This is a genomic window from Microbacterium sp. NPDC055683 (genome assembly GCF_053617895.1).
In genome coordinates this window covers 1-23,712 of the sequence record NZ_JBSHGQ010000019.1, presented here as the reverse complement: position 1 = coordinate 23,712, position 23,712 = coordinate 1, and the positions used below count along the sequence as shown (strand labels likewise).

General features: G+C 72.8%; 23 protein-coding genes and 1 pseudogene. 15 read left to right on the top strand and 9 right to left on the bottom strand.

What is annotated here, in order from left to right; translation table 11 throughout:
* Nucleotides 1-24: 24 nt before the first annotated feature.
* Both ACWGPF_RS09115 and ACWGPF_RS09110 read right to left on the bottom strand, forming a co-directional pair.
* On the bottom strand, nucleotides 25-954 hold the full coding sequence (locus ACWGPF_RS09115) for a Ppx/GppA phosphatase family protein (protein WP_452332522.1): 930 nt from the start codon (nucleotides 952-954) through the stop codon (nucleotides 25-27).
* 294 nt (nucleotides 955-1,248) lie between these two features.
* Entirely contained in the window at nucleotides 1,249-1,659 is a 411-nt protein-coding gene (locus tag ACWGPF_RS09110; protein WP_452332521.1) for an arsenate reductase ArsC, read from the bottom strand.
* A gap of 106 nt (nucleotides 1,660-1,765) precedes the next feature.
* Between ACWGPF_RS09110 and coaA the strand changes: the two genes are divergently transcribed.
* The gene (coaA, locus tag ACWGPF_RS09105) at nucleotides 1,766-2,710 is read left to right on the top strand and encodes a type I pantothenate kinase (protein WP_452332520.1); all 945 of its coding nucleotides are present in this window, start codon (nucleotides 1,766-1,768) and stop codon (nucleotides 2,708-2,710) included.
* Between the two features lie 48 nt (nucleotides 2,711-2,758).
* On the opposite strand, the gene ACWGPF_RS09100 is transcribed toward coaA, so the two are convergent.
* From ACWGPF_RS09100 to ACWGPF_RS09075, 6 genes are all read right to left on the bottom strand, one after another.
* Nucleotides 2,759-3,436 carry a FadR/GntR family transcriptional regulator gene (locus tag ACWGPF_RS09100; protein ID WP_452332519.1) on the bottom strand — a complete coding sequence of 226 codons (678 nt, stop codon included), beginning with the start codon at nucleotides 3,434-3,436 and terminating at the stop codon, nucleotides 2,759-2,761.
* A 91-nt stretch (nucleotides 3,437-3,527) separates the two neighbouring features.
* On the bottom strand, nucleotides 3,528-4,658 hold the full coding sequence (locus tag ACWGPF_RS09095) for an L-talarate/galactarate dehydratase (protein WP_452332518.1): 1,131 nt from the start codon (nucleotides 4,656-4,658) through the stop codon (nucleotides 3,528-3,530).
* A gap of 106 nt (nucleotides 4,659-4,764) precedes the next feature.
* On the bottom strand, nucleotides 4,765-6,087 hold the full coding sequence (locus ACWGPF_RS09090; protein WP_452332517.1) for an enolase C-terminal domain-like protein: 1,323 nt from the start codon (nucleotides 6,085-6,087) through the stop codon (nucleotides 4,765-4,767).
* Nucleotides 6,084-7,670, bottom strand: coding sequence for an aldehyde dehydrogenase (NADP(+)) (locus tag ACWGPF_RS09085; protein WP_452332516.1), 1,587 nt, complete (start codon nucleotides 7,668-7,670; stop codon nucleotides 6,084-6,086). Before ACWGPF_RS09085 ends, ACWGPF_RS09090 begins: the two co-directional genes overlap by 4 nt.
* The gene (gene kdgD, locus ACWGPF_RS09080; protein WP_452332515.1) at nucleotides 7,667-8,605 is read right to left on the bottom strand and encodes a 5-dehydro-4-deoxyglucarate dehydratase; all 939 of its coding nucleotides are present in this window, start codon (nucleotides 8,603-8,605) and stop codon (nucleotides 7,667-7,669) included. Before kdgD ends, ACWGPF_RS09085 begins: the two co-directional genes overlap by 4 nt.
* 102 nt (nucleotides 8,606-8,707) lie before the next feature.
* Complete coding sequence (locus ACWGPF_RS09075; protein ID WP_452332514.1) at nucleotides 8,708-9,580, bottom strand: LysR substrate-binding domain-containing protein; 873 nt, start codon at nucleotides 9,578-9,580, stop codon at nucleotides 8,708-8,710.
* A 140-nt stretch (nucleotides 9,581-9,720) separates the two neighbouring features.
* Between ACWGPF_RS09075 and ACWGPF_RS09070 the strand changes: the two genes are divergently transcribed.
* The 13 genes and pseudogenes from ACWGPF_RS09070 to ACWGPF_RS09010 all read left to right on the top strand — a co-directional run bounded on the left by ACWGPF_RS09070 (nucleotide 9,721) and on the right by ACWGPF_RS09010 (nucleotide 21,921).
* Nucleotides 9,721-10,704: a tripartite tricarboxylate transporter substrate binding protein gene (locus ACWGPF_RS09070; RefSeq protein ID WP_452332513.1), complete on the top strand. Its 984-nt coding sequence runs from the start codon at nucleotides 9,721-9,723 to the stop codon at nucleotides 10,702-10,704.
* 47 nt (nucleotides 10,705-10,751) lie between these two features.
* Nucleotides 10,752-11,270: a tripartite tricarboxylate transporter TctB family protein gene (locus ACWGPF_RS09065; RefSeq protein WP_452332512.1), complete on the top strand. Its 519-nt coding sequence runs from the start codon at nucleotides 10,752-10,754 to the stop codon at nucleotides 11,268-11,270.
* 13 nt (nucleotides 11,271-11,283) lie between these two features.
* A complete protein-coding gene (locus tag ACWGPF_RS09060; RefSeq protein WP_452332511.1) occupies nucleotides 11,284-12,786 on the top strand; it encodes a tripartite tricarboxylate transporter permease in 1,503 nt (500 codons plus the stop codon).
* Nucleotides 12,783-13,103: a universal stress protein gene (locus ACWGPF_RS09055; RefSeq protein ID WP_452332510.1), complete on the top strand. Its 321-nt coding sequence runs from the start codon at nucleotides 12,783-12,785 to the stop codon at nucleotides 13,101-13,103. The genes ACWGPF_RS09060 and ACWGPF_RS09055 overlap by 4 nt, the downstream gene beginning before the upstream one ends.
* Nucleotides 13,104-13,247: 144 nt before the next feature.
* Nucleotides 13,248-15,101 (top strand): glutamine--fructose-6-phosphate transaminase (isomerizing), encoded by a 1,854-nt coding sequence (gene glmS, locus ACWGPF_RS09050; protein ID WP_452332509.1) that lies wholly within the window; start codon nucleotides 13,248-13,250, stop codon nucleotides 15,099-15,101.
* 251 nt (nucleotides 15,102-15,352) lie between these two features.
* Nucleotides 15,353-15,703 (top strand): annotated as a pseudogene (locus tag ACWGPF_RS09045) (holo-ACP synthase); the annotation flags it as partial.
* A 158-nt stretch (nucleotides 15,704-15,861) separates the two neighbouring features.
* Nucleotides 15,862-17,139, top strand: a complete 1,278-nt coding sequence (gene alr, locus ACWGPF_RS09040) for an alanine racemase (RefSeq protein WP_452332508.1) — start codon at nucleotides 15,862-15,864, stop codon at nucleotides 17,137-17,139.
* Nucleotides 17,136-17,639 carry a tRNA (adenosine(37)-N6)-threonylcarbamoyltransferase complex ATPase subunit type 1 TsaE gene (gene tsaE, locus ACWGPF_RS09035; protein WP_452332507.1) on the top strand — a complete coding sequence of 168 codons (504 nt, stop codon included), beginning with the start codon at nucleotides 17,136-17,138 and terminating at the stop codon, nucleotides 17,637-17,639. Before alr ends, tsaE begins: the two co-directional genes overlap by 4 nt.
* The gene (locus ACWGPF_RS09030) at nucleotides 17,636-19,087 is read left to right on the top strand and encodes an APC family permease (protein WP_452332506.1); all 1,452 of its coding nucleotides are present in this window, start codon (nucleotides 17,636-17,638) and stop codon (nucleotides 19,085-19,087) included. Before tsaE ends, ACWGPF_RS09030 begins: the two co-directional genes overlap by 4 nt.
* Nucleotides 19,088-19,272: 185 nt before the next feature.
* Nucleotides 19,273-20,025 (top strand): tRNA (adenosine(37)-N6)-threonylcarbamoyltransferase complex dimerization subunit type 1 TsaB, encoded by a 753-nt coding sequence (gene tsaB, locus ACWGPF_RS09025; RefSeq protein ID WP_452332505.1) that lies wholly within the window; start codon nucleotides 19,273-19,275, stop codon nucleotides 20,023-20,025.
* Nucleotides 20,022-20,510 (top strand): ribosomal protein S18-alanine N-acetyltransferase, encoded by a 489-nt coding sequence (gene rimI, locus ACWGPF_RS09020; protein ID WP_452332504.1) that lies wholly within the window; start codon nucleotides 20,022-20,024, stop codon nucleotides 20,508-20,510. The genes tsaB and rimI overlap by 4 nt, the downstream gene beginning before the upstream one ends.
* The gene (tsaD, locus tag ACWGPF_RS09015; protein WP_452332503.1) at nucleotides 20,510-21,577 is read left to right on the top strand and encodes a tRNA (adenosine(37)-N6)-threonylcarbamoyltransferase complex transferase subunit TsaD; all 1,068 of its coding nucleotides are present in this window, start codon (nucleotides 20,510-20,512) and stop codon (nucleotides 21,575-21,577) included. The genes rimI and tsaD overlap by 1 nt, the downstream gene beginning before the upstream one ends.
* On the top strand, nucleotides 21,574-21,921 hold the full coding sequence (locus tag ACWGPF_RS09010; protein WP_452332502.1) for a hypothetical protein: 348 nt from the start codon (nucleotides 21,574-21,576) through the stop codon (nucleotides 21,919-21,921). Before tsaD ends, ACWGPF_RS09010 begins: the two co-directional genes overlap by 4 nt.
* 98 nt (nucleotides 21,922-22,019) lie before the next feature.
* Here ACWGPF_RS09010 and ACWGPF_RS09005 read toward each other — a convergent pair whose 3' ends face one another.
* Nucleotides 22,020-23,207 carry a class I SAM-dependent methyltransferase gene (locus ACWGPF_RS09005; protein ID WP_452332501.1) on the bottom strand — a complete coding sequence of 396 codons (1,188 nt, stop codon included), beginning with the start codon at nucleotides 23,205-23,207 and terminating at the stop codon, nucleotides 22,020-22,022.
* 172 nt (nucleotides 23,208-23,379) lie between these two features.
* Between ACWGPF_RS09005 and groES the strand changes: the two genes are divergently transcribed.
* Entirely contained in the window at nucleotides 23,380-23,676 is a 297-nt protein-coding gene (groES, locus tag ACWGPF_RS09000) for a co-chaperone GroES (RefSeq protein WP_067242196.1), read from the top strand.
* Nucleotides 23,677-23,712: the final 36 nt, after the last annotated feature.

The following is a 23,712-nucleotide window of genomic DNA, read 5'->3' as shown; positions in this document are numbered from 1 at the left end:
GGAATCCCGGCCGGGTGGGTGGGGCTACCAGCCGAGATCCTCGATGTAGCGAAGCAAGACGCCCTCGCGCAGAGCCCACGGCGACACCTCGAGCTCCTCGACGTCGAGCGCGGCCATCGCCTCGTGCAGGACGACGGCTCCCGCCGTGATCTGGAACGTGCGGTCGGCCGTGATCCCGGGGAGCTCGCGCCGCGCCTTGGCGGGGATGCGCGCGAGCACGGGGATCCAGGAGCCGAGCGACTCGCGGCGAAGGACCATCCGCTCGATGCCCGACCAGCCCGGCAGCGGATGGCCGGCGAGCTTCGCGAGCGAGCGGATCGTCTTCGACGACCCCACGACGTGCTCGGGGCGGGGGAGCGCCCTGAACCGCTCCGCGACGGGGGTGAGGACGGACGCGGCATGCGCCCGGAGCCGGTCGACCTGGTGGTCGCCCGGCGGATCGTCGGGCAGGAAGCCGATGGTCATCCGCCCCGCGCCGAGCTGCACCGACTCGGCGTGATCGGGCAGCTCCTCGCTGCCGCCGGCGATCTCGAGCGATCCGCCGCCGATGTCGAAGAGCAGGATCTGACCCGCCGACCATCCGAACCAGCGGCGGACGGCGAGGAAGGTGAATCGCGCCTCCTGCTCGCCGCCGAGCACCTGCAGCGGCTGTCCGAGCGCCGCCTCGATCTGAAGGATGACGTCGGGCCCGTTCTTCGCCTCGCGCACGGCGGAGGTCGCGGTCGCGAGCAGCTCGTCGACGCCCTCCTGCTCGGCGACAGCGCGTGCCCGCCCGACGGCGTCGACGATCGCCGCGACGCCCTCGTCGGAGATGCGGCCGTCGTCTTCGAGATAGCGCATGAGCCGCAGCACCGACTTCTCGCTCGTCGTCGCGAGCGGGCGTCCGCCCGGATGGGCGTCGGCGACGAGCAGATGGACGGTGTTCGAACCGATGTCGAGGACTCCCAGGCGCACGGACACAGGCTATCGGCCACGAACTGCCACCTGACGGCACCCGCCCCTTGCTCGGGTGGCACTTTCCGTCCTGAGGCCGCCGTTTCGGGCCGTGAACTGCGACCTGGGCGAGATCCGGCCTTGTCCGGGTCGCAGTTTCCGTCCTGAAATCGCCGTTTCGGGCGGCGAACTGCAACCTGGGCGGCACCCGGCCTCGCCCGGGTCGCAGTTTCCGTCCTGAAACCGCCGTTTCGGGCCGCGAACTGCGACCTGGGCGAGAAGGGAAGGGGAACGGGGAGGCGAGGAGACGGAGGGTCAGCGCTCGTCGGGGAGCATCTCGTGCAGGAGTCTCTCGACGCGCGCGCGGATCTCGTCGCGGATCGGCCGCACGGCGTCGATGCCCTGGCCGGCGGGGTCGTCGAGCTGCCAGTCCTCGTAGCGCTTGCCGGGGAAGACGGGGCACGCGTCGCCGCATCCCATCGTGATGACGGCGTCGGACGCCCTGACCGCCTCCGTCGTCAGCACCTTCGGCGTGTTCGCCGCGATGTCGATGCCGACCTCGGCCATCGCCTCGACCGCGACGGGGTTGATCTCGTCCTTCGGCGCGGAGCCCGCCGAGAGCACCTCGACCCGGTCGCCCGCGAGGTGCCGCAGCCATCCCGCCGCCATCTGGGAGCGGCCGGCGTTGTGCACGCAGACGAAGAGGACGGTGGGGGTGGTGGTCATGACGGCTCCTCGGGGTCGCAGCGCCTCCACCCTAGAGGAGTCTCCCGCTGAGGCGGCGGGCCGCCCCGATCCGAGCCCCCGCCGTGCGCGCCGGTACGATGTCACGGTGACGTCGACCGCGGCCCCCGCTTCGCTCTCGCTGTACCGGGAGATCTCCCGCTCGGACTGGGCGCGGATGGCGGCGGGCGTGGACCAGCCCCTCACCGAGACCGAGGTCGTGCAGCTGCGCGGTCTCGGCGACCGCCTCGACATCGCCGAGGTGCGCGACGTGTACCTGCCGCTCAGTCGCACGCTGAGCATCTGGGCGTCGGGCGTGCGCCGCATCGGCGCGGAGGTGTCGGCGTTCCTCCAGGAGGACGACCCCACCACGCCGTTCGTCATCGGCGTCGCGGGCTCCGTCGCGGTGGGGAAGTCGACGGTCGCGCGGCTCCTGCGCGAGCTCATCAGCCGCTGGCCAGACACCCCCCGTGTGGAGCTCGTCACCACCGACGGGTTCCTTTATCCCAACGCCGAGCTCGAACGGCGCGGCATCATGGGGCGCAAGGGCTTCCCGGAGTCGTACGACCGTCGCGCGCTCGTCGACTTCGTCACGAAGGTGAAGAGCGGCGCCGCCGAGGTGCGCGCGCCCTTCTACTCGCACATGAAGTACGACATCATGCCGGATGCGCAGGTCGTCGTGCGCCGGCCCGACGTGCTCATCATCGAGGGGCTCAACGTCCTCCAGCCGCCGCCCACCCCGAACGACGTCGCGGTGAGCGACCTGTTCGACTTCTCCCTCTACGTCGACGCCGACGCCGCGCACATCGAGCAGTGGTTCGTGAACAGGTTCCTCGCGTTGCGCGAGGGCGCGTTCTCGAACCCGTCGTCGTACTTCAACGTCTTCCAGCACCTCAGCGACGAGGAGGCCATCGGCACGGCCCGCGGCATCTGGGGCGACATCAACCTGCCGAACCTGCTCGAGAACGTCGCGCCCACGAAGCACCGCGCGACGCTCGTGCTCAACAAGGGCGCCTCGCACTCCGTCGAGAGCGTGCTGCTGCGCAAGCTGTAGGCCGGGCCGTCCGATCGCCGCGAGGTGCGGATGGCGCTCGGGATGCGCTCAGCCGCTCGCGCGTCGCGCGGCCGACGACGTGAGGTGCGCGCGCATGGCGGCGGCCGCCGCCAGGGGGTCGGCGTGTCGGATGGCCGTCGCCACGGCCGCGTGCTCGGCGAGCACCGCCGCCGCGTCGGCGGCGTCGCGCTCGCCGTCGGCGATGCGCGCCGACGGCAGCACGATCGCCCGGGCGCCGATGCGGTCGAGCACCGCCAGCAGGTAGCGGTTGCCCGACGCGGCGGCGACCGCGCGGTGGAACGCGAAGTCGGCCTCGACCGTCGCGGAGGGGAGCGTCGCCCCGGCGAGATCGGAGAGCGCCGCGTCGATCATCGCGATGCCGGCGGCGGATGGCGCGCGCGCCGCGAGCGCGGCGGCCTCCGACTCGACCGCGACGCGGAGGGCGTGGAGCTCGCCACGCTCGGCCGCGTCCCGTGCGGCGAGCCAGTCGTCCCCGCCCGCCGGGGGCGCGGGCGGGGTCAGCGCGTAGCTGCCCGAGCCCACGCGGGTGCGCACGAGCCCGCGCGACTGCAGGCGCTGCAGCGCTTCACGGACGACCGTGCGGCTGACGCCGAACTCGTCCATCAGGCGGCTCTCGCTCGGCAGCCGCTCGCCCGCAGCGATGGCCCCTTCGACGATGCGCTCTCCGATGAGACGGGCGATCTCCTCGCCGCGTGATGTCGTCATCCGCTCATCGTCCCATCCCCGAGGCGCTGACACCCCGACGCGCCCACGCCCCGACGCGCCCACGCCCCGACGCGCTCACGCCCCGACGCGCTCACGCCCCGATCGTGACGGAGTCGGTCGTCCACGCCCTCGCCTGGTCGCTGAACGTGAAGCCGAGGCCGGGACGGTCCGGCACGATCATGCGGCCGTCGCGCGTCTCGAGTCGCTCCTCGAAGAGCGGGTCGAGCCAGTCGAAGTGCTCCACCCACGGCTCCCGCGGATAGCACGCCGCCAGGTGCAGGTGGATCTCCATGGCGAAGTGCGGCGCGAGGTCGAGGCCCGCCTGGTCGGCGAACGTCATGAGCCGCAGGAACGGCGTGATGCCACCCACGCGCGGCGCGTCGGGCTGGATGATGTCGCACGACCGCGCCGCGATGAGGCGCTCGTGCTCGGCGACGGAGGCGAGCATCTCGCCCGTGGCGATCGGGGTGTCGAGCGCGCGGGCCAGGTCGGCGTGCCCCTCCGCGTCGTACGCGTCGAGGGGCTCCTCGATCCACACGAGGTCGAACTCCTCGAGACGGCGGCCCATCCGCAGCGCCGTGGCGCGATCCCACTGCTGGTTCGCGTCGACCATGAGCGGCACGACGTCGCCGATGTGCTCGCGGACGGCGCGCACGCGGCGAAGGTCCTCCGCGCTGTCGGGCAGACCCACCTTGATCTTGATGCCGCCGATGCCCTCCTCGATCGACTGCGACGCGCGCTCGCGCACCTCGTCGATCGAGGCGTTCAGGAACCCGCCGGAGGTGTTGTAGGTGCGCACCGAGTCGCGATGCGCGCCCAGCAGCTTCGACAGGGGCAGCCCGGCGCGCTTGGCCTTGAGGTCGTACAGCGCGATGTCGATGGCCGCGAGCGCCTGCGTCGCGACGCCCGAGCGGCCGACCGACGCGCCGGCCCACAGCAGCTTCGTGTACAGCTTCTGGATGTCGTTGGGGTCCTCGCCGATCGCGGCGCTCGCGACCTCGCGCGCATGCGCGTACTGGGCGGGACCGCCTGCGCGCTTCGAGTAGCTGAAGCCGTGGCCCGCGAAGCCCTGCGCCGTCTCGATCTCGGCCAGGAGGAACACGACCTCCGTCATGGGCTTCTGGCGGCCCGTGAACACCTTGGCGTCCGAGATCGGGACGGAGAGGGGCAGGCGCAGGGTCGACAGGCGGATGGTGCGGATGGCGTCGGGCACGTAGGTCACGGGATCTCCTCGTCGAGTGGTCGGACAGATACATCATACAGATTAGCAAGCTGTACGACAACAAACGGGCGCCCCTCCGGAGAGGGACGCCCGTCGACGGGGACGCTCAGCGCACGAGGCAGGGGCGCTTCGGGTCGAAGGTCCAGCCATCCACGAGGTACTGCATCGAGGCGGCGTCGTCGCGCGCCCCGAGGCCGTGCTCGCGGTAGAGCTCGTGCGCCGCCGCGAGGCGGTCGCGGTCGATCGTCACGCCCAGGCCGGCGGCCTCCGGCACGCGCACCGCGCCATCCCGGATGACCGGGGGAGCGGTCGTGAGCTCCTGGCCGTCCTGCCAGATCCAGTGCGTGTCGAGCGCCGTGATGTCGCCCGGAGCCGCCGCACCGACGTGGGTGAACATCGCGAGCGACACGTCGAAGTGGTTGTTCGAGTGCGAGCCCCAGGTCAGGTCGAAGTCGGCGCACAGCTCGGCGACGCGCACGGATCCCGCCATGGTCCAGAAGTGCGGGTCGGCGAGCGGGATGTCGACGGCGTTCTCGCGCACGGCGTGCGCCATCTCGCGCCAGTCGGTCGCGATCATGTTCGTCGCCGTGCGCAGCCCCGTCCGGCGGCGGAACTCCGCCATGACCTCGCGGCCCGAGAAGCGGCCCTCGGCGCCGCACGGGTCCTCGGCGTACGCGACGACCCCGCGCAGCCGCTCGCCGAGGCGCACGGCGTCCTCCAGCAGCCATCCGCCGTTCGGGTCGAGCGTGATGCGCGCGTCGGGAAAGCGCCGCGCGAGCGCCGTGACGACGTCGACCTCGGCGTCGCCGCCCTGCACGCCGCCCTTGAGCTTGAAGTCGGCGAAGCCGTAGCGCTTCTGCGCGGCCTCCGCGAGGCGCACGACGCCGTCGGCGGTCATCGCCTCCTCGCGGCGCACGCGCTCCCAGTCGTCGGCGCCGCCCGGCTCGCGCAGGTACGGCAGGTCGGTGCGGTCAGGGTCGCCGACGAAGAACAGGTAGCCCAGCATCGGCACGGCGTCGCGCTGCTGGCCGGCGCCGAGGAGCTCCGCGACGGGCACACCCAGCTCCTGGCCGTGCAGGTCGAGTAGTGCAGACTCGAGAGCGGTGACGGCGTGCACGGTGGTGCGCAGATCGAACGTCTGCAGGCCGCGCCCGCCCGCATCGCGGTCGGCGAAGCGCCGGGCGACGTCGCGCAGCAGCGACCGGAACCGCGCGACGGGCTGCCCCACGAGCAGCGCGCCGGCCTCGTCGATCGTCGACCGGATGGCCTCGCCGCCGGGCACCTCGCCGAGCCCCTCGCGGCCGTCCGAGTCGGTGAGGATGACGATGTTGCGCGTGAAGAACGGCGCGTGCGCCCCCGACAGGTTGAGCAGCATCGAGTCGTGGCCGGCGACCGGCACGACCTCGACCCGCGCGACGGTCGCGGTCATCCCGCGGTCCCCGGCTGGAGCACGCCGTCCACGCGGCGCGTGAGGTTCCACGGGTTCGCGTCGCGGAGCGCCGCGGGAAGCAGCGCGTCGGGGATGTTCTGGTAGGCGACGGGGCGCAGGAACCGCTCGAGCGCGAGCGTGCCGACGCTCGTCGTGCGCGAGTCGCTCGTCGCGGGGAACGGCCCGCCGTGCACCATCGCGTGCCCCACCTCCACGCCCGTCGGCCATCCGTTCGCGAGGATGCGTCCGGCCTTGCGCTCGAGGACGGGCAGCAGCGCCGCCGCGAGCGCATGGTCGCGATCGGCGAGCTGGATGGTCGCGGTCAGCTGCCCCTCGAGCCGCTCGGCGGCCGCGGCGAGCTCGTCGGCCGTCTCGTACCGGATGACGAGCGACGCGGCGCCGAAGATCTCCTCCTGCAGCACCTCGTCGGCGACGAACGCGTCGGCGCTCGCACCGTGGATGACGGGGGCCGGCGCGTTGTCGCCGGGGCCCTCCGACCCCTGCGCGAGCACCTCGGCGCGCTCCGACCGCGTCGAGACGCCCTCGCGCCAGGAGCGCGCGATGCCGGGGGTCAGCATGACCTGGCCCGCGGCCTCGTCGACGTTGCGCGTCGTCGCCGCGAGGAAGCGGTCGCCCGCCTCGCCGCGCGGCACGAACACGACGCCCGGCTGCGTGCACAGCTGGCCGCTCGAGCCCGTCACGCTCGCGACGTAGGCCGACGCGAGCGCGTCGATGTCGCCATCCAGCGCCCCGGGCAGGAGGAAGACCGGGTTGACCGAGCTCATCTCGGCGTAGACGGGGATCGGCACGGGGCGCTCCTGCGCCGTGCGCACGATCGAGAGGCCGCCGCCGCGCGAGCCCGTGAACCCCACCGCCTGGATGGCGGGATCGGCGACGAGCGCCTGCCCGACGGCTGCGCCGGGGCCGTAGACGAGCGAGAAGACGCCGGGGTGCAGACCGTGCTCGGCGATGGCCTCGGCGATGGCCGTCGCGACGAGCTCGCTCGTGCCGGGATGGGCGTTGTGCGCCTTGAAGACGACGGGGCATCCGGCCGCGAGCGCCGAGGCGGTGTCCCCTCCGGCCGTGGAGAACGCGAGCGGGAAGTTGGAGGCGCCGAACACGGCGACGGGGCCGAGCGGCACCTTCCGCTGGCGGATGTCGACGCGCGGGAGGGGCGTGCGGTCGGGGATGGCCGGGTCGATGCGCACGCCGCGGTGGTCGCCCTGGCGCACGACCTGCGCGAACAGCCGCAGCTGGTTCGTCGTGCGGGCGCGCTCGCCCGTCAGCCGGGCCGCCGGCAGCCCCGTCTCGAGCCCGGCGCGCTCGATGAGGTCGTCGCCGAGCGCGTCGATGCGATCCGCCACGCTGTCGAGGAACGCCGCGTGCACGGCGGGCTCCAGCGTCGAGAACGAGGGGAAGGCGTCGGCGGCCGCCGACGTCGCGGCCGCGACCTGGGAGACGTCGAGCAGCGTGTAGGCGGGCTCGAGCCTCTCGCCCGTCGCGGGTGAGATTCCGTGCGTCGTACCGGCGGTGCCGGGCACCCGTGCGCCGGCGATGAAGGAGTGTCCGGTGAGCGTGGTCATGAGGCGATCCTCTCGGGGGCGACGCCCGCGGTCTCGATGAGGGCGGACAGGTCGGCGAACTCGGCCTCGCGCAGATCGTGCAGCGGCGGGCGGACGGGGCCGGCATCGCGTCCGACGGCGCGCAGACCCGCCTTCACGATCGAGACGCCGTAGCCGCGCCCGCGGTCGCGGATCTCGAGGTACGGCAGCACGAAGCGGGTGAGCTTCTCGGTGACGGCGGCGCGATCCTGCGCCCGCACGTCGCGGTAGAAGTCGAGCGCGAACTCGGGGACGAAGTTGAACAGCGCCGACGAGTAGGTGCTCATGCCCATCTGCAGGAGGGGGAGCGCGAACGTCTCGGCCGTCGGCAGGCCGCCGAGGTAGAAGAGGCGGTCGCCGTTGCGCGCATACACCTTCGCGAGGTGCTCGATGTCGCCGATCGCGTCCTTGAAGCCGATGAAGTTCTCGTGCCGGTCGGCGAGGCGCGCCACCGTCTCCGCCGAGTAGATCGCGTTCCCCCGGTTGTAGACGATGATCGACAGCGACGTCGCCGAGGCGATGGCGTCGACGTGCGCCTCGAGGCCCTCCTGGTCGCATTCGGTGAGGTAGGGCGGCAGCACGAGCAGTCCCTCGGCACCCGCGGCCTCCGCGGCCTCCGCGTTCGCCACGGCCTGCCAGGTCGCGCCGCCCGCGGAGGCGAGCACGGGCACCTCGGGGCGCGACGACTCCACGGCCGCGCGCACCACGGCGGCCGACTCGGCCGGGGTGAGCGAGAAGCCCTCGCCCGTGCCGCCGGCGGCGAACAGGCCGGCGACGTCGTAGCTCGACTGCCACTCGACATGCGCCCGGTACGCCGCCTCGTCGAACGCGAGATCGGCGGTGAACGCCGTGACGGGGAAGGACAGCAGGCCGTCCTTCAGGTGCGCCGCCAACTCGGCGGGGGTGAAACGTGCCACGAGTGCTCCAACGTCGGATCGAACGGGTCTGATCGACACGCTAGGACGCGCGATCCATACCTGTCCAAGACGACTTCTGGATGATTCGATGCCCTGCGGGTATCACGAGAGCAGGGCGACGACGCGCTGCAGCGCAGGGTTCGTGCTGGATCGATTCCAGATGGCGTGCAGCTGCACGACGTCGTGCGCGGGTGGCCCGAGGTCGAGGTACGCGACGCCGTCGATGCCGAGCAGCCGCGCCGACTCGGGGACGAACGCGATGCCGCGACCGGCCGCGACGAGCGCGACCATCGTCGCGATCTGGCTCACGACGTGCACGGCGCCGGCGTGGTCGACGGGCAGCATGCGCACGGCGAGATCGTGGAAGTAGCGGGCCTTCGTCGCCGAGTGCATGATGAGCGGCTCGGCGCGCAGCGCCTCCCGCGTCGGCGGCGCGCCCGACGCCGCGAGCGGATGGGCCGCGGGAACGGCGAGCACGAGGTCCTCGGCGAGCACGAGGCGCGAGTCGAACAGGCCCGGATCGAACGGCGGACGCGCGAGCCCCAGGTCGAGGGAGCCGTCGGACAGCGCGTCCTTCTGCTGCCCCGTGACGAGCTCCTCGAGCTCGATGCGCACGTGCGGCAGCGCCTCCGAGACGGCCGCGAGCAGGGGGCCGAGCACGCTGTAGCCCGAGGCGGCCGTGAAGCCGATGCGCACGACGCCGCTGCGTCCCGCCGCGACCTCGCGCGCCGTCGCCGGGGCGCGCTCGACGGCGGCGAGGATCTCCCTCGCCTCCCGGAGGAACGCGTGGCCGGCCTCGGTGAGGACGACCCTCCGGTTGTCGCGATCGAGCAGGACGACGCCGAGGAGCGCCTCGAGCCGCTGGATCTGCCGGCTCAGCGGAGGCTGCGTCATCCGCAGGCGCTCGGCGGCGCGTCCGAAGTGGAGCTCCTCTGCCACCGCGACGAAGCAGCGGACCTGGTCGAGCGTGAACATGATGCCTTCAGGGTATCGCGCCATGCGGATTCGGGCTTGGACGTGCATGGATCGTCGTTCCTAGTCTGAACTCCCGTCCACACGGCCGTGCGACGGACAGGAGCAGGGCGACGTCGCCCTGCCCGGAAGGAAGAGCCGACATGAAAGCCACCCGCCTCGCCGGCGTCGCCGCGCTCGCGGTCTCCGCCCTCGCCCTCACGGCGTGCGGCGGCAACCTCCACTGGATGGAGGGGAGCAGCGACTTCCCGACCGGTCCCGTCACGATCACGGTGGGGCAGGCTCCCGGCGGATCGAGCGACCTCGTGGCCCGCGCGGTCGCCGAGGGGATGGCCGAGTCGCTCGGCGTCGCCGTCCCCGTGCTCAACAAGGAGGGCGCAAACGGCGCCCTCGCGACGGAGGAGGTCGCGGCCTCCTCACCCGACGGCTACGAGCTCGTCCTGCTCAACGCCTCGCTCATCACCATCACGCCGCTCGCGGTGAGCCCCGCCGAGGCCGTCGACCTCGACGATCTCACGGTGCTGAAGGGCCTGTCGCAGGACGACTACGTGCTCGTCGCCAGCACGGCGTCGGGCTTCGAGAGCCTCGACGACCTGATCGCGGCCGACGACCTCGACTACGGCACGACGGGCGTCGGCACGGGCTCGCAGCTCGCCCAGGCCATCCTCTTCGCGGAGGCCGGGGTGGCGGGCGAGGCCGTGCCGTTCGACTCCGGCTCCCCGGCGCTCACAGCGGTCATGGGCGACCAGGTCCAGGTGTCGACCATCCAGCTCGGCGAAGCGAAGCCGCAGATCGACGCCGGCACCGTGACGCCCCTCGTCGTGTTCTCCCAGGAGCGGAACGCCTTCCTGCCCGACGTCCCCACGGCCGCCGAGCTCGGATACACCGTGCCCGTCGCGCAGTACCGCGCCATCGCCGGCCCCGCCGACATGCCCGACGACGTCCAGGACGCCCTCGTCGCCGCGATCGACGACGCGCTCGCCACGGACGCCTACACCTCGTTCAACGAGACGAGCCTGCTCACGCCGCGCGAGATCTCCGGCTCCGAGGTCGTCGAGGAGTGGACGGAGCTCGCCGAGACCTACCGAGCGCTCGTCGACGAGCACGGCATCTCGCTCACGGGCTGACCCCGGTCGCCCCGCTCCCGCTCATCCGAACCCGAGGAGGCCGTCTCATGGCAGACCAGCCGATCACGAAGCCGCAGGCAGCGCTGCCCACGGACACCACGCCCGTCCCCATCGACGACACCCCGCCGCCCGCCGGGCCCGTCGCCAACCTCGCCGCATCGCTCGTCACGGCCGCCGTCGGCGCCGCCGCGATCGCGCTGTCGATCGCCCTCGGCACGGGAACCCCCGCGCAGCCGGGGCCCGGCCTGTGGCCGCTCGCCGTCGGCATCGTCGTGCTCGTCTTGTCGGCCGCGCAGCTCGTCGTCGGCCGCCGCGGCGGGGACGGCGAGACGTTCACCCGCGCATCGTGGATGGCCCTGTGGGGGTTCGCGAGCCTCGTCGCGCTCGTCGCCCTGATGCCGCACGTCGGCTTCGAGATCCCGTCGCTGCTGCTCTGCGTGCTCTGGCTGCGCGTGCTCGGGCACGAGCGCTGGCTCACCACCCTCGTCACGTCCGTCGCCGTCGTCGCGGGGTTCTACCTCGTCTTCGTCGGCGCGCTCGGAACCGCCATCCCGCACCTGATCTGAGGCAGACCACATCATGGATCTCCAGCCCGTGCTCGACGGCTTCGCCACCGTCTTCGAGCCCCTCAACCTGCTCTACTGCCTCATCGGCGTCGTCGTCGGCATGCTCGTGGGCGTGCTGCCCGGGCTCGGCCCCGCGGCGACCATCGCCATCCTGCTCCCGCTCACCTACGGGATCGAGCCCGTCACGGCGATCATCATGCTCGCCGGCATCTTCTACGGGGCGCAGTACGGCGGCACCATCACCTCCGTCCTGCTGCGGCTGCCCGGCGAGGCGAGCTCGGTCGTCACCGTGTTCGACGGCTACGCGCTCGCCAAGCGCGGGCGCGCCGGCACGGCCCTCGGCATCGCCGCGATCGGATCGTTCATCGGCGGCACCGTCGCCATCCTGGGGCTCACGCTGTTCGCGCCCGTCGTCGCCGGCTGGGCGCTGAGCTTCGGCCCCGCCGAGTACGCCGCGCTCGCGCTGCTCGGCATCCTGCTCGTGGCGACGATCTCGAGCGGGTCGAAGCTGAAGGCGATCATCGCGGCGGGCATCGGCCTGCTGCTCGCCACCGTCGGCCGCGACCCGTTCACGGGTGCCGAGCGGTTCACGTTCGAGAGCCTGCAGCTCGCCGACGGGATCGACTTCGTGCCGATCGCGATGGGTCTGTTCGGCCTCGGCGAGATCCTGTACAGCCTCGAGGAGCGCCACCGCGCCGAGACGATGACGCCCGCGCACGTCGCGAACGTCTGGCCGAGCAGGTCGGATCTGCGTCAGTCGTCCGGCGCGTTCGCCCGCGGGTCGGTCGTGGGGTTCCTGCTCGGGCTGCTTCCCGGCGGCGGCGCGACGATCGCCTCCATGGCGGGCTACGCCGTCGAGAAGAAGCGCGCCAAGGACCCCTCGCGCTTCGGACACGGGGCCGTCGAGGGCATCGCCGGCCCCGAGACCGCCAACAACGCGGCCGCGACGAGCTCGTTCATCCCGCTGCTCACCCTCGGCATCCCCGCGAACGCGACCATGGCGCTCATGTTCGGCGCCCTGCTCATCCAGGGGGTCACGCCGGGGCCGCAGCTCGTCGACCAGCACCCCGACCTGTTCTGGGGCGTCGTCAACTCGATGTACATCGGCAACGTGCTGCTGCTCATCATGTCGCTGCCGCTCGTGGGGCTCTTCGTCCGCATCCTGCGGGTGCGCGCGGCCATCCTCGCCCCGATCACGGCGCTCATCACGCTCGTCGGCGCGTACACGATCAACAATTCGATCTTCGACGTCGGCCTCGTCGTGGCCTTCGGCGCGATCGGCTACCTCATGAAGAAGTACGGGTTCGAGCCGGGGCCGCTCGTGCTCGCGTTCGTGCTCGGTTCGCTGCTGGAGTCGAGCATCCGCCGCGCGCTCCTGCTCTTCGACGGCGACCCGACCGGTTTCCTCACCCGGCCCATCTCGGGTGTCCTCATCGTCGTCGCGGTCGTGGTCGTCGTCCTGCCGCTCATCCAGTCGGCCCTGCGGCGCCGGCGCGACCCGGCCCTGCGTCCGTGAGCCCCGCGGCCGGGCCCGTGGTCGTCGTCGACACGGGAGGCGCGGAGGGACGGGCCGCGCTCGCCGCCGGCCGCGCCGCCGCCGACGAGCGCGGCACGCCCCTCGTCGTCGTGCAGGCAGCGATCGTCCCGACCGCCGCCGCCGACCGCGTCGTCGACCCGGACGAGCCGGGGGCGATCTCCGCCGCCATCCGCGACGCGTCGCTCGTCGTCGTCGGGCTGCGGCAGCGCGAGGGCGCGGCGCGGTTCGTCCTGGCGACGCCCTCGATGCGCGTCGTGCTCGGCTCCGAGGCGCCCGTGCTCGTCGCGCGGCCGTAGCGCCGCGGGATCGGGCACGGCCATCCGCACCGGGTCGTCGTGCGGCGTTTCGGCGCGCGCGTTCCTCGCCCGCCCGGAGACCGGGACGGCGCCTCCGGCGGCGCCTGGCGCCCTTCACAGGATGCCGATCCTAGGATTGAGCGCATGTGCGGAATCGTCGGATACGTCGGACCTCGTGAGAGCCAGGACATCCTCCTCGCGGGCCTCGCCCGCCTCGAGTACCGGGGCTACGACTCCGCGGGCATCGCCGTCATCGACCGCGACGGCGCCCTCGGGATGCGGAAGAAGGCGGGCAAGCTGGCGCGCCTGCGCGAGACCCTCGCCGACAGCCCCATCGCCGCGGGCACGACGGGCATCGGCCACACCCGCTGGGCCACGCACGGCGGCCCGACCGACCTCAACGCGCACCCGCACCTGGCCGACGACGACAGGCTCGCCGTCATCCACAACGGCATCATCGAGAACTTCGCGGACCTGAAGGCCGAGCTCGTCGCCGAGGGGCACGTGTTCCGCAGCCAGACCGACACCGAGGTCGCCGCCGTCCTCCTCGGCCGGGAGTACCGGGCGTCCGGCGGAGATCTCGCCGCCGCCTTCCGCGCGGCGGTCCGCCGCTTCGAGGGGGCGTTCACACTGCTCGCGATGCACGAGGACCACCCCGGCCTCGTCGTGGCCGCGCGACGCAACTCGCCGCTCGTCATCGGCCTCGGCGAGGGGGAGAACTTCCTCGGCTCGGATGTCGCGGCGTTCGTCGAGCACACCCGTCGCGCGCTCGCGATCGGCCAGGACCAGATCGTCGCGATCACCCCTGCGGGTGTGGAGGTCACCGACTTCGACGGAGCCGAGGTGGCGGTGGAGCCCTTCGAGGTCTCGTGGGACGCGTCCGCCGCCGACAAGGGCGGATGGTCGAGCTTCATGGCGAAGGAGGTCTCGGAGGAGCCGGAGGCGGTCGCCAACACCATCCGCGGCCGTGTCAAGGACGGCGAGATCGTCATCCCCGAGCTCGACGGCCTCGACGACCTCTTCCAGGGGGTGAGCCGGGTCATCGTCCTCGCGTGCGGCACGGCCTACTACGCGGGCCTCGTCGGCAAGTACGCCATCGAGCAGTGGGCGCGCATCCCGGTCGACGTCGAGCTCGCGCACGAGTTCCGCTACCGCGACCCCATCGTGGGGCCCGACACGCTGGTCGTGTCGATCAGCCAGTCGGGCGAGACGATGGACACGCTCATGGCGGTCAAGGAGGCCGCGCGGCTGGGAGCGCGCACGCTGTCGATCTGCAACACGCAGGGGGCGACCATCCCGCGCGAGTCGGACGCCATCGTCTACACGCACGCCGGCCCCGAAGTCGCTGTCGCGTCGACGAAGGCGTTCGTCGCGCAGATCACGGCGCTCTACCTGCTCGCGCTCCACGTCGGCCGCGTGCGCGGCGCGCTGTCGCCCGAGGTCGCGGCCATGAGCATCCGCGAGCTCGAGGCGCTGCCGGGGAAGATCCAGTGGATCCTCGAGAACGAGCAGGAGCGCATCGAGCAGCTCTCGCGCTGGATGTCGGACACGCGGTCGGTTCTCTTCCTCGGCCGTCATGTCGGATACCCGATCGCGCTCGAGGGCGCGCTCAAGCTCAAGGAGCTGTCGTACATCCACGCCGAGGGGTTCGCGGCCGGCGAGCTCAAGCACGGCCCCATCGCGCTCATCGAGCCGGGGCAGCCCGTGTTCGTCATGGTGCCGTCGCCGCGCGGCGCCGCCACGCTGCACGCCAAGGTCATCTCGAACATCGAGGAGATCCGCGCCCGCGGGGCCCGCGTCATCGCGGTCGCAGAGGAGGGCGACGCCGCCGTGCTGCCGTTCGCCGACGAGGTGCTGCGCGTGCCGCTGGCGTCGCCGCTGTTCGAGCCCATCCTCGCCGTCGTGCCGCTGCACGTCTTCGCGATGGGGCTCGCGACCGCGAAGGGCCTCGACGTCGACCAGCCCCGCAACCTCGCGAAGTCGGTCACGGTCGAGTAGAAGTCGGTCACGATCGAGGAGAAGTCGGTCACGGTCGAGGAGAAGTCGGTCGCGGTCGAGGAGCCGCAGGCATCCCGCCCGCGCCCACCCTCTCTCCGCTTGCCCCTTTCCTTTCTCTCGTCCAACGGATATCCGTTGGACGAGAGCACACGGGATGACGTGAAATCGGATGTGGTTGGGGCAATGGGATATCCGTTGGACGAGAAGGGGCGCGGGACGAGGGGACCCGAGGACGAGGAGGAGATGAGCGCATGATCGTCGGGATCGGCGTCGACCTCGTCGACGTGCCGCGGTTCGAGCGCACTCTCGCGCGCACGCCGCGCCTCGCCGAGCGGCTCTTCACGCCGCATGAGGCCGGGCTGCCGTTGCGGTCGCTCGCCGCGCGCTATGCCGCGAAGGAAGCGCTCATCAAGGCGCTCGGCGGCTCCGACGGCGTCACGTGGACGGAGATCGAGATCGCACGGCTGGGCGAGCGCGAAGCGCCCCGGTTCGAGCTGGCGGGCGCCACCGCGCGCGTCGTCGCCGCACGCGGCATTGCGCGCCTGCACCTGTCGCTCTCGCATGACGCCGGCCTGGCCATCGCGTACGTCGTGGCCGAATCGGATGGCGCTGCCGGATCGCATGGCGCTGCCGGGTCGGATGGCGCGGGCGGGTCGGATCGCGTGGCCGGGTCGGATGGCGGTGCCGGATCGGATGGCGCGGGCGGGCCGGATGGCGTGAGCGAGACGGATGGCATGGGCGCGACCGGGGGAGGACGAGGATGACCGAGGAGCGGGCCATGCGCGAGGCCGTGATCCACCGCGCTGCGATCACCCACAACGTGCGTCGGCTGCGCGAGGTCGCCGGCACGCGGGAGTTCATCGCCGTCGTGAAGGCGGACGGCTACGGGCACGGAGCGCTGACGGCCGCGCTCGCCGCGATCGAGGGGGGCGCGACGCGACTCGGCGTCGCCGAGATCCCCGAGGCGCTCGCGTTGCGCGCCGCGGGCGTCGACGCTCCGATCATCGCCTGGCTGCACGACCCCGTCGCCGATTTCGCGCCCGCCGTGGCCGCGGGCATCGAGCTCGGCGTCTCGCGCATCCCCCAGCTCGCCGCGATCGCGGATGCCGGCTCCGCGCCCGCCGCTGCCGCTGCCGCATCCGCCGCCGCCGCGCCCGCCGCGCCCGCCGCCGCCGCGCCCGCGCCCGCCGACGCCGCCGCCGCTTCCTCGCCGGGGTCGCAGTTCCCGTCCTCAGGAGGCGATTCCGGGACGCGAACTGCGACCCGGACGACGGGAGGCGGCGCCCCGCGCGTGCACCTCAAGCTCGAGACCGGGCTCGGCCGCAACGGGCTCGCTCCCGCCGAGTGGCGGGAGGCCTTCGCCGAGGCGGCACGGCTCGAGGCCGAGGGCCGCCTCGTCGTCGAGGGCGTCTTCAGCCATCTCTCCGGGACGAGTGACGCCGACGACCTCGCGCAGGTCGCCGCCTTCGAACAGGGTCTCGCGCTGGCGTCCGCCGCGGGGCTCCGCCCGGTCATCCGCCATCTCGCCGCCACGGCCGCGGCCATCCGCCTCCCGGCCGCGCGCTTCGACGCGGTCCGCGTCGGGATCGGCATCTACGGCCTGTCGCCGTTCGACGACGTCTCGTCGGCCGACCTCGGCCTGCGTCCCGCCATGACCGTGCGCGGGTGCGTCGCCGCCGTGCGCCGCGTCCCTGAGGGGCAGGGCGTGTCCTACGGATACACGCACCGTACCGCGCGCGAGACGACGCTCGCACTCGTCCCGCTCGGCTACGCCGACGGCATCCCGCGCCAGGCGTCGGGTCGCGCCCCCGTCCAGATCGGCGGGGAGCGCTTCCGGGTGTCGGGGCGCATCGCGATGGACCAGTTCGTCGTCGACGTCGGCGACCATCCCGTCGCGGTCGGCGACACGGTGCTGCTGTTCGGCGACCCGGCGGATGGCGCGCCTCCCGTCGAGGAGTGGGCCGCCGCGGCCGACACCATCAACTACGAGATCGTCACGCGCATCGGACCGCGCGTGACGCGGAGGGTGGAGGGATGATCCCCGACGACCTGCTGGGCGCGCACGACGTGCCCACGGCATCCGACATGGAGGAGCTCGGGCGCCGGCTCGGAGCGACGCTCGCCGCGGGCGACCTCGTCGTCCTCACCGGCCCGCTCGGCGCCGGGAAGACGACCCTCACGCGCGGGCTCGCCGAATCGCTCGGCGTGCGCGGGCCCATCCAGAGCCCCACCTTCGTCATCGCCCGCACGCATCCGTCGCTCGTCGGCGGCGCGCCTCTCGTGCACGCCGACGCCTACCGGCTCTCGTCGTCGCTCGAGCTGGACGACCTCGACATCGACGTCGACGGCTCGGTCGTCGTCATGGAGTGGGGGCGCGACAAGGTCGAGGGCCTGCGCGACACGTGGTGGGACGTCGAGATCACGCGTCCCGTCGGAGGGCGCGGCGCCGACACCATGTGCGGCGATCTGGGCCGGTCGACGGCCGCGCTCGACGACGACGCCCCTCGAGTCGTCGTGATCGAGAAGCGCACGGCATGACCCGCCCATCCCTCGGCGCCCAGCTCGGACGGCGCCGGCCCATCGGCATGCTCGTCGCGGAGGCGGGGCAGGGCACGCAGGGCGACGCGACCCTCGGCCGGCACCTGTCGATGATCCAGCTCGCCATGATCTCCGTCGGCGCGACGCTCGGAACGGGCATCCTCGCGCTGCTGGCCGAGCAGATCCCGCACGCGGGCCCCGGCATCTGGATGAGCGTCCTCCTCGCCGCGATCCCCGCGCTGCTCTCGGCCCTGTCGTACGCCGAGATGGCCGGTGCCGTGCCGGTGTCGGGATCGAGCTACTCGTATGCGTACGTGACGCTCGGCGAGGGCGTCGCGTGGGTCGTGGGATGGTGCCTCGTGCTGGAGTACGGCGTCTCGGTCGCCGCCGTCGCGTCGGGGGCCGGACAGTACGTCGACGAGACGCTGCGGATCTTCGGGCTGTCGCTCCCCGCCGCGATCGCGTCGGATCCGTCGGCGGAGGGCGGCGTGTTCAACCTCAGCGCGTTCGTGCTCGTCGTGCTCGCGATGGTGTTCCTCGTGCGCGGCGTGCGCGAGGCGGCGTGGGTGAACACCGTGCTCGTCGTCCTCAAGATCGCCGTGCTGCTGTTCTTCGCCGCCGTCGCGTTCACCGCGTTCCGCGTCGACCACTTCGCGGGGATGTTCGACGCGTTCGTCCCCGGGATCACGGGTGCGGCGGCCGTGCTCTTCTTCTCGTACATCGGGTTCGACGCGGCCTCGACCGCGGGGGAGGAGGCGCGCGAGCCCGCGCGCGACCTGCCCCGGGCCATCCTGCTGGGCATGGGCCTCGTGACGGTGATCTACGTGGTCGTCGCGGTCGCCGCCGTCGGCGCACGGGAGGCGTCGTGGTTCACGGACAACGGGCTCGTCACGGTGCTCGCCGAGGTGACGGGCGAGCCGTGGTTCGGCGTCGTGTTCTCCGTGGGCGCGCTCATCGCGTTCGCGAGCATCGTCCTCACGGTGCTCTACGGGCAGACGCGCATCCTGCTGACGATGTCGCGCGACGGCCTCGTGCCGCGCGTGTTCGGCCGCATCTCGCCGACCACCCGCACGCCTGTGGCCGGCACGCTCATCACGGGGAGCGTCATCGCGGTCGCCGCCGGCATCGTGCCGCTCGGCGAGCTCGCCAACGCGACGAGCATCGGCACGTTCGCGGCGTTCACGGTCGTGAACATCGCCGTCATCGTGCTGCGCGTGCGCCGACCCGACCTGCCCCGCACGTACCGCGTGCCGCTGTTCCCCGTCGTCCCCGCGCTCGGCGCGCTCACGTGCGTCGCGCTCATGACGCAGCTGTCCGCGGCGACGTGGGTCGCGTTCGCCTGCTGGATGGCCGTGGGCGCGCTCGTCTACGCCGCCTACGGGCGCCGGCACTCGCGCGTCGGAGCGCTCGACGAGACGGGGTACCGCGCCGCGCTCGCCGCGGAGTAGCGCTGGGAGCGGGTGCCATCGCTGAATCGTCGAGGCTAGCCCTGGTCGTCGAGACCAGTGCTCCCGGCGTGGGTTTCGACGACCACGGCTAGTCTCGGAGGGATGGCGGGGGTCGCCGCGCCCGCACACCGCACCGCCGCGGGTTCTCGGCGTTCCGTGACCCGCGGGAAACTACGCTGGATGGCATGATCCTGGCCGTCGACACCTCCATCGGCACGGGCGTCGCCGTCGTCGCGCCCGATGGAGAGATCCGCTCCGAGGCCGTGAGCGAGAACGCCCTCGGGCACGCCGAGGTCATCGGCACGCTCCTCGAGCGCGCGCTCGCCGACGCGGGCATCCGCTCCGACGCCGTCACGCACGTCGCGGCAGGCATGGGGCCCGGCCCGTTCACGGGGCTCCGCATCGGGATCGCCGCTGCGCGCGCCTTCGCGCTCGGCCGCGGCATCCCCGTCTTCGGCGTCGTCAGCCACGACGCCGTGGCGCACGAGCTCCGCGCCGTCTTCCCCGCCGGGGGCTTCGCGGTCGCCACCGACGCGCGGCGCAAGGAGAACGCGATCTCGGTCTACGGGGCTCCGTCGAAGGGTCTTCCGGTGCGCGTCGCCGGCCCCGAGCTGCGCCCCCGCGACGCCGATCTGTCGGCAGACCCCCTGCTCGCGGCACTCGCCAGTGCGGATGTCGCCACCGCCGCGGCACTCGCCAGTGCGGATGTCGCCGCGCCCGATGCCGGGGAAGCTCGCGACGCCCTCGCCAGGGTCGGAGCCGTCGACACGGCACCCGGCGACCGTCTCGTCCTCGCCACGCGCATCCCGATCGGCGTGCTGGGACGCGTGGCGGCCATCCGCATCGCCCGCGGCGAGACGTCCGACGTCGACGAGCCCCTCTACCTGCGCTCGCCCGACGTGAAGGCCCCCGCCCCGCGCAAGAAGGTCGGCTCGTGACCATCCGGCCGGCGACCTCCGCCGACCTCGCCGACATCATGGCGCTCGAGCGCGCCGCGTTCCCGACCGACGCGTGGAGCGAGGCGATGATGCGCGAGGAGCTCGCGTCGCCGTTCGGGCACTACCTCGTGCTCGAGCAGGGGCCGGCGTTCGCGGGCTACGCTGGATTCCGCAGCCTGCCGAAGGCGGCGGATGGCGACGTGCAGACCATCGCCGTCGCACCGGATGCCCGTGGCCGAGGGCAGGGCCGCGCCCTCCTTCGCGCGCTCGTCGCGGAGGCGGATCGCCGGGGCGTGCGCGAGGTGTTCCTCGAGGTGCGCGCCGACAACCCCGTCGCGCAGGCGCTGTACGTCTCCGAGGGCTTCGCCGAGATCGCCCGGCGACCGCACTACTACCAGCCCGATGACGTCGACGCGATCATCATGAAGCTCGACGTCCCCGCCTGGCGCGCGGGCCGCCATCCCGACACCGCAGGAGCCTGCTGATGAACGTGGCCGAACCCCTCGTGCTCGGCATCGAGACGAGCTGCGATGAGACCGGCATCGGCATCGTCCGCGGTCGCACGCTGCTGAGCAACACCATCGCGAGCAGCATGGACGAGCACGCCCGCTACGGCGGGGTCGTGCCGGAGGTCGCCGCCCGCGCGCACCTCGAGGCGCTGCAGCCCGCGATCGCGAAGGCCGTCGCCGAGGCGGGCGTCGCGCTCGCCGACGTCGACGCCGTGGCCGTGACGAGCGGGCCGGGCCTCGCGGGCGCGCTCATGGTCGGCGTCGGCGCCGCGAAGGCCCTCGCCGTCTCGCTCGACAAGCCCCTCTACGCCGTGAACCACCTCGTCGGGCATATCGCCGCCGACATCCTCACCCCGGATGCCGCGCCGCTCGAGTACCCCACGGTGGCGCTCCTCGTGTCGGGCGGGCACACGTCGCTGCTCCTCGTCCGCGACCTCACGAGCGACGTCGTGCTGCTCGGCGAGACCGTCGACGACGCCGCGGGCGAGGCGTTCGACAAGGTCGCGCGCATCCTCGGCCTGCCGTACCCCGGCGGCCCGGAGATCGACCGCGCGGCGGCCGGCGGCGATCCCACGGCCATCCGCTTCCCGCGAGGGCTGTCGCGCGCGAGCGATCGCGAGAAGCACCGCTGGGACTTCTCGTTCTCGGGCCTGAAGACCGCCGTGGCCCGGTGGATCGAGGAGCGCGAGGCGGCGGGCGACGACATCCCGATGGCGGATGTCGCGGCGAGCTTCCGAGAGGCGGTCGTCGACGTGCTCGTCACGAAGGCGCTCGACGCGTGCGCCGAGTTCGGCGTGCCGCGGCTCCTGCTCGGCGGCGGCGTCATCGCGAACCGGCGCCTGCGCGACGTCGCGCTCGAGCGCGGCGCGGCCGCGGGCGTCACGGTGCGCATCCCGCCGCTCAGCCTCTGCACCGACAACGGCGCGATGATCGCCACGCTCGCGTCGGAGCTCATCCAGTCGGGGCATGCGCCATCGAGCCTCGAGTTCGGCGCCGACTCGACGCTTCCCGTCACCGACATCCAGGTCGCCAGGCGGTCATGACGACCGAGCCGGAGGACGCCGCGCAGCTCGCCGACGACGAGCTGCTCAACACTGTGCCTCCGCCACGTCGGCGGGCCCGTCGCCGCGTCTCCGTCTCGAGCCCGTCGATGACGCTCGGGATGTTCGCGCTCACCATGGCCTGGTTCACGCCGTGGGTCGCGCCGCTGGGAGTCGTCGCCGTCGTCCTCGCGCTCGTCGCGCTCCTGCGACGCCAGTCGGATCGTCCTCTCGCGTGGTGGGGGCTGGGGTTCGGCCTCGTCGCCCTCGCCTTCTGCGCGATCTGGGCGATCTGGATCCTCGATCAGCTCGGCGAGGTCCCCGCGATCGAGCTGCCCGTGCCGTAGCGCGGGGTCGCCGGTGGGTGGTTTCGGCCGCTTTCCCGGGCGGTGAGCGGCGGGATCCCCCCACTCGCGGGCGCGCACCGCGCGGGGCGCGCCCGGGGTCAGACGCGGTCGGCGAGGATGGCCGTCCGGCGCCCGTCGATCCGCGTGACGAAGAGGGTGGCCGACTCCTCGCCCCGCAGGTTGAGCCTCTTGCGGAGCTCGGCGGGATCGAGGTCGACGCCGCGCTTCTTGATCTCGAGCGTGCCGATGCCACGGGCGCGCAGGGCCTTCGCGAGCGCCTTCGTGTCGGACGGCAGGGTCTCGCGGACGCGGAACGACGTGACGAAGGGCGTCGTGAGCGGCGCATCCCCCGTGAGGTAGGCGATGCCGGACGCGACGGGGCCGGCCTGCAGCGATCGCGCGACGTCGCCCACGAGGCGCGCGCGGATGACGGCGCCCTCCGGCTCGTGCAGGAAGGCGCCGAGCGTGTGCACCGGCTCGTCCTCGACGTCGGCCGGCGCGGTGAGCTCATGCGACTCGTCGCCGCGCAGCACGAGGGCGGCGCGGCGCACGCCGTCGCGAGCGAGCGCGCCCGACCACAGCACGACCTCGACGGTGGAGCCGTCGACGCTCACCCACTGCGCCTCCACGTCGTCGGGGATCGACTCGCGATCGTGCGCCGGACCGAGCTTCATGCCCACGGGCATCCTCTCGCCGAGCGCATGCGCCCAGTCGAGCGAGGGGGAGTAATCGGATGCCGCGACGCGGCGGGTCTCGGAGTGGCCGGCCGTGCGGCGGGCGGGGTCGAGCCAGACGGCGTCCCAGCCGGCGACGTCGACGTCCTCCGCGCGTGCCGAGCGCACCTCGACGGCGTCTCCGAACGGGCGCAGGTTGTAGGCGGCGAGGGCGGCCGTGACGGGATCGGCGTCCACGGCCAGCACATCGAGCCCGACGCCCGCGAACGCGAGGGCGTCGCCGCCGATGCCGCAGCCGAGATCGGCGACCCGGGCCATCCCCGCCCGTCGCATGCGCGCGGCATGGTGCGCGGCCACGGCCATCCGCGTGGCCTGCTCGACGCCCGCGCGCGTGAAGAGCATGCGCGAGGCGAACGGGCCGAACTTCGCCGCGGCGCGCGAGCGCAGGCGCACCTGCCCGACGACGGCCGACACGAGGTCGGGGGAGTGCCCGGCGGCGCGGAGGCGGGAGACGGCGCGCGCGACGTCGGCCGTCGTCTCGACGGGGTCGAGGGCGTCGAGCAGCGCGAGCCCCTCGGAGGTGAGCAGCGCGTCGAGTTCTCCCTGTTCCATGGTGACCATTCTCCCGTGTCGCTCCGTGTCTCTCCCGTGTCGCTCCGTGTCGACGGATTGGCACTCGCGTTGCGAGAGTGCCAGGGGCGGGCATACACTGGCGTTAGCACTCTCACCATGAGAGTGCGAACACTCAGTCTTCCGTCGAAGCACACGAAAGAAGAGGTGAACCGTGTCGGTTTCCATCAAGCCGCTCGAGGACCGCATCGTCATCCAGCAGGTCGAGGCCGAGCAGACCACCGCGAGCGGTCTGGTCATCCCCGACACCGCCAAGGAGAAGCCCCAGGAGGGCGAGGTCGTGGCCGTGGGCCCCGGCCGCATCGACGACAACGGCAACCGCGTTCCGCTCGACGTCGCCGTCGGCGACCGCGTCCTGTACAGCAAGTACGGCGGGACCGAGGTCAAGTTCGGCGCCGACGAGTACCTCGTGCTCTCGGCCCGCGACGTCCTCGCGGTCGTCGTCCGCTGACGACAGCCTCTCCGGAAGGGCCCGGCGCTTCGGCGC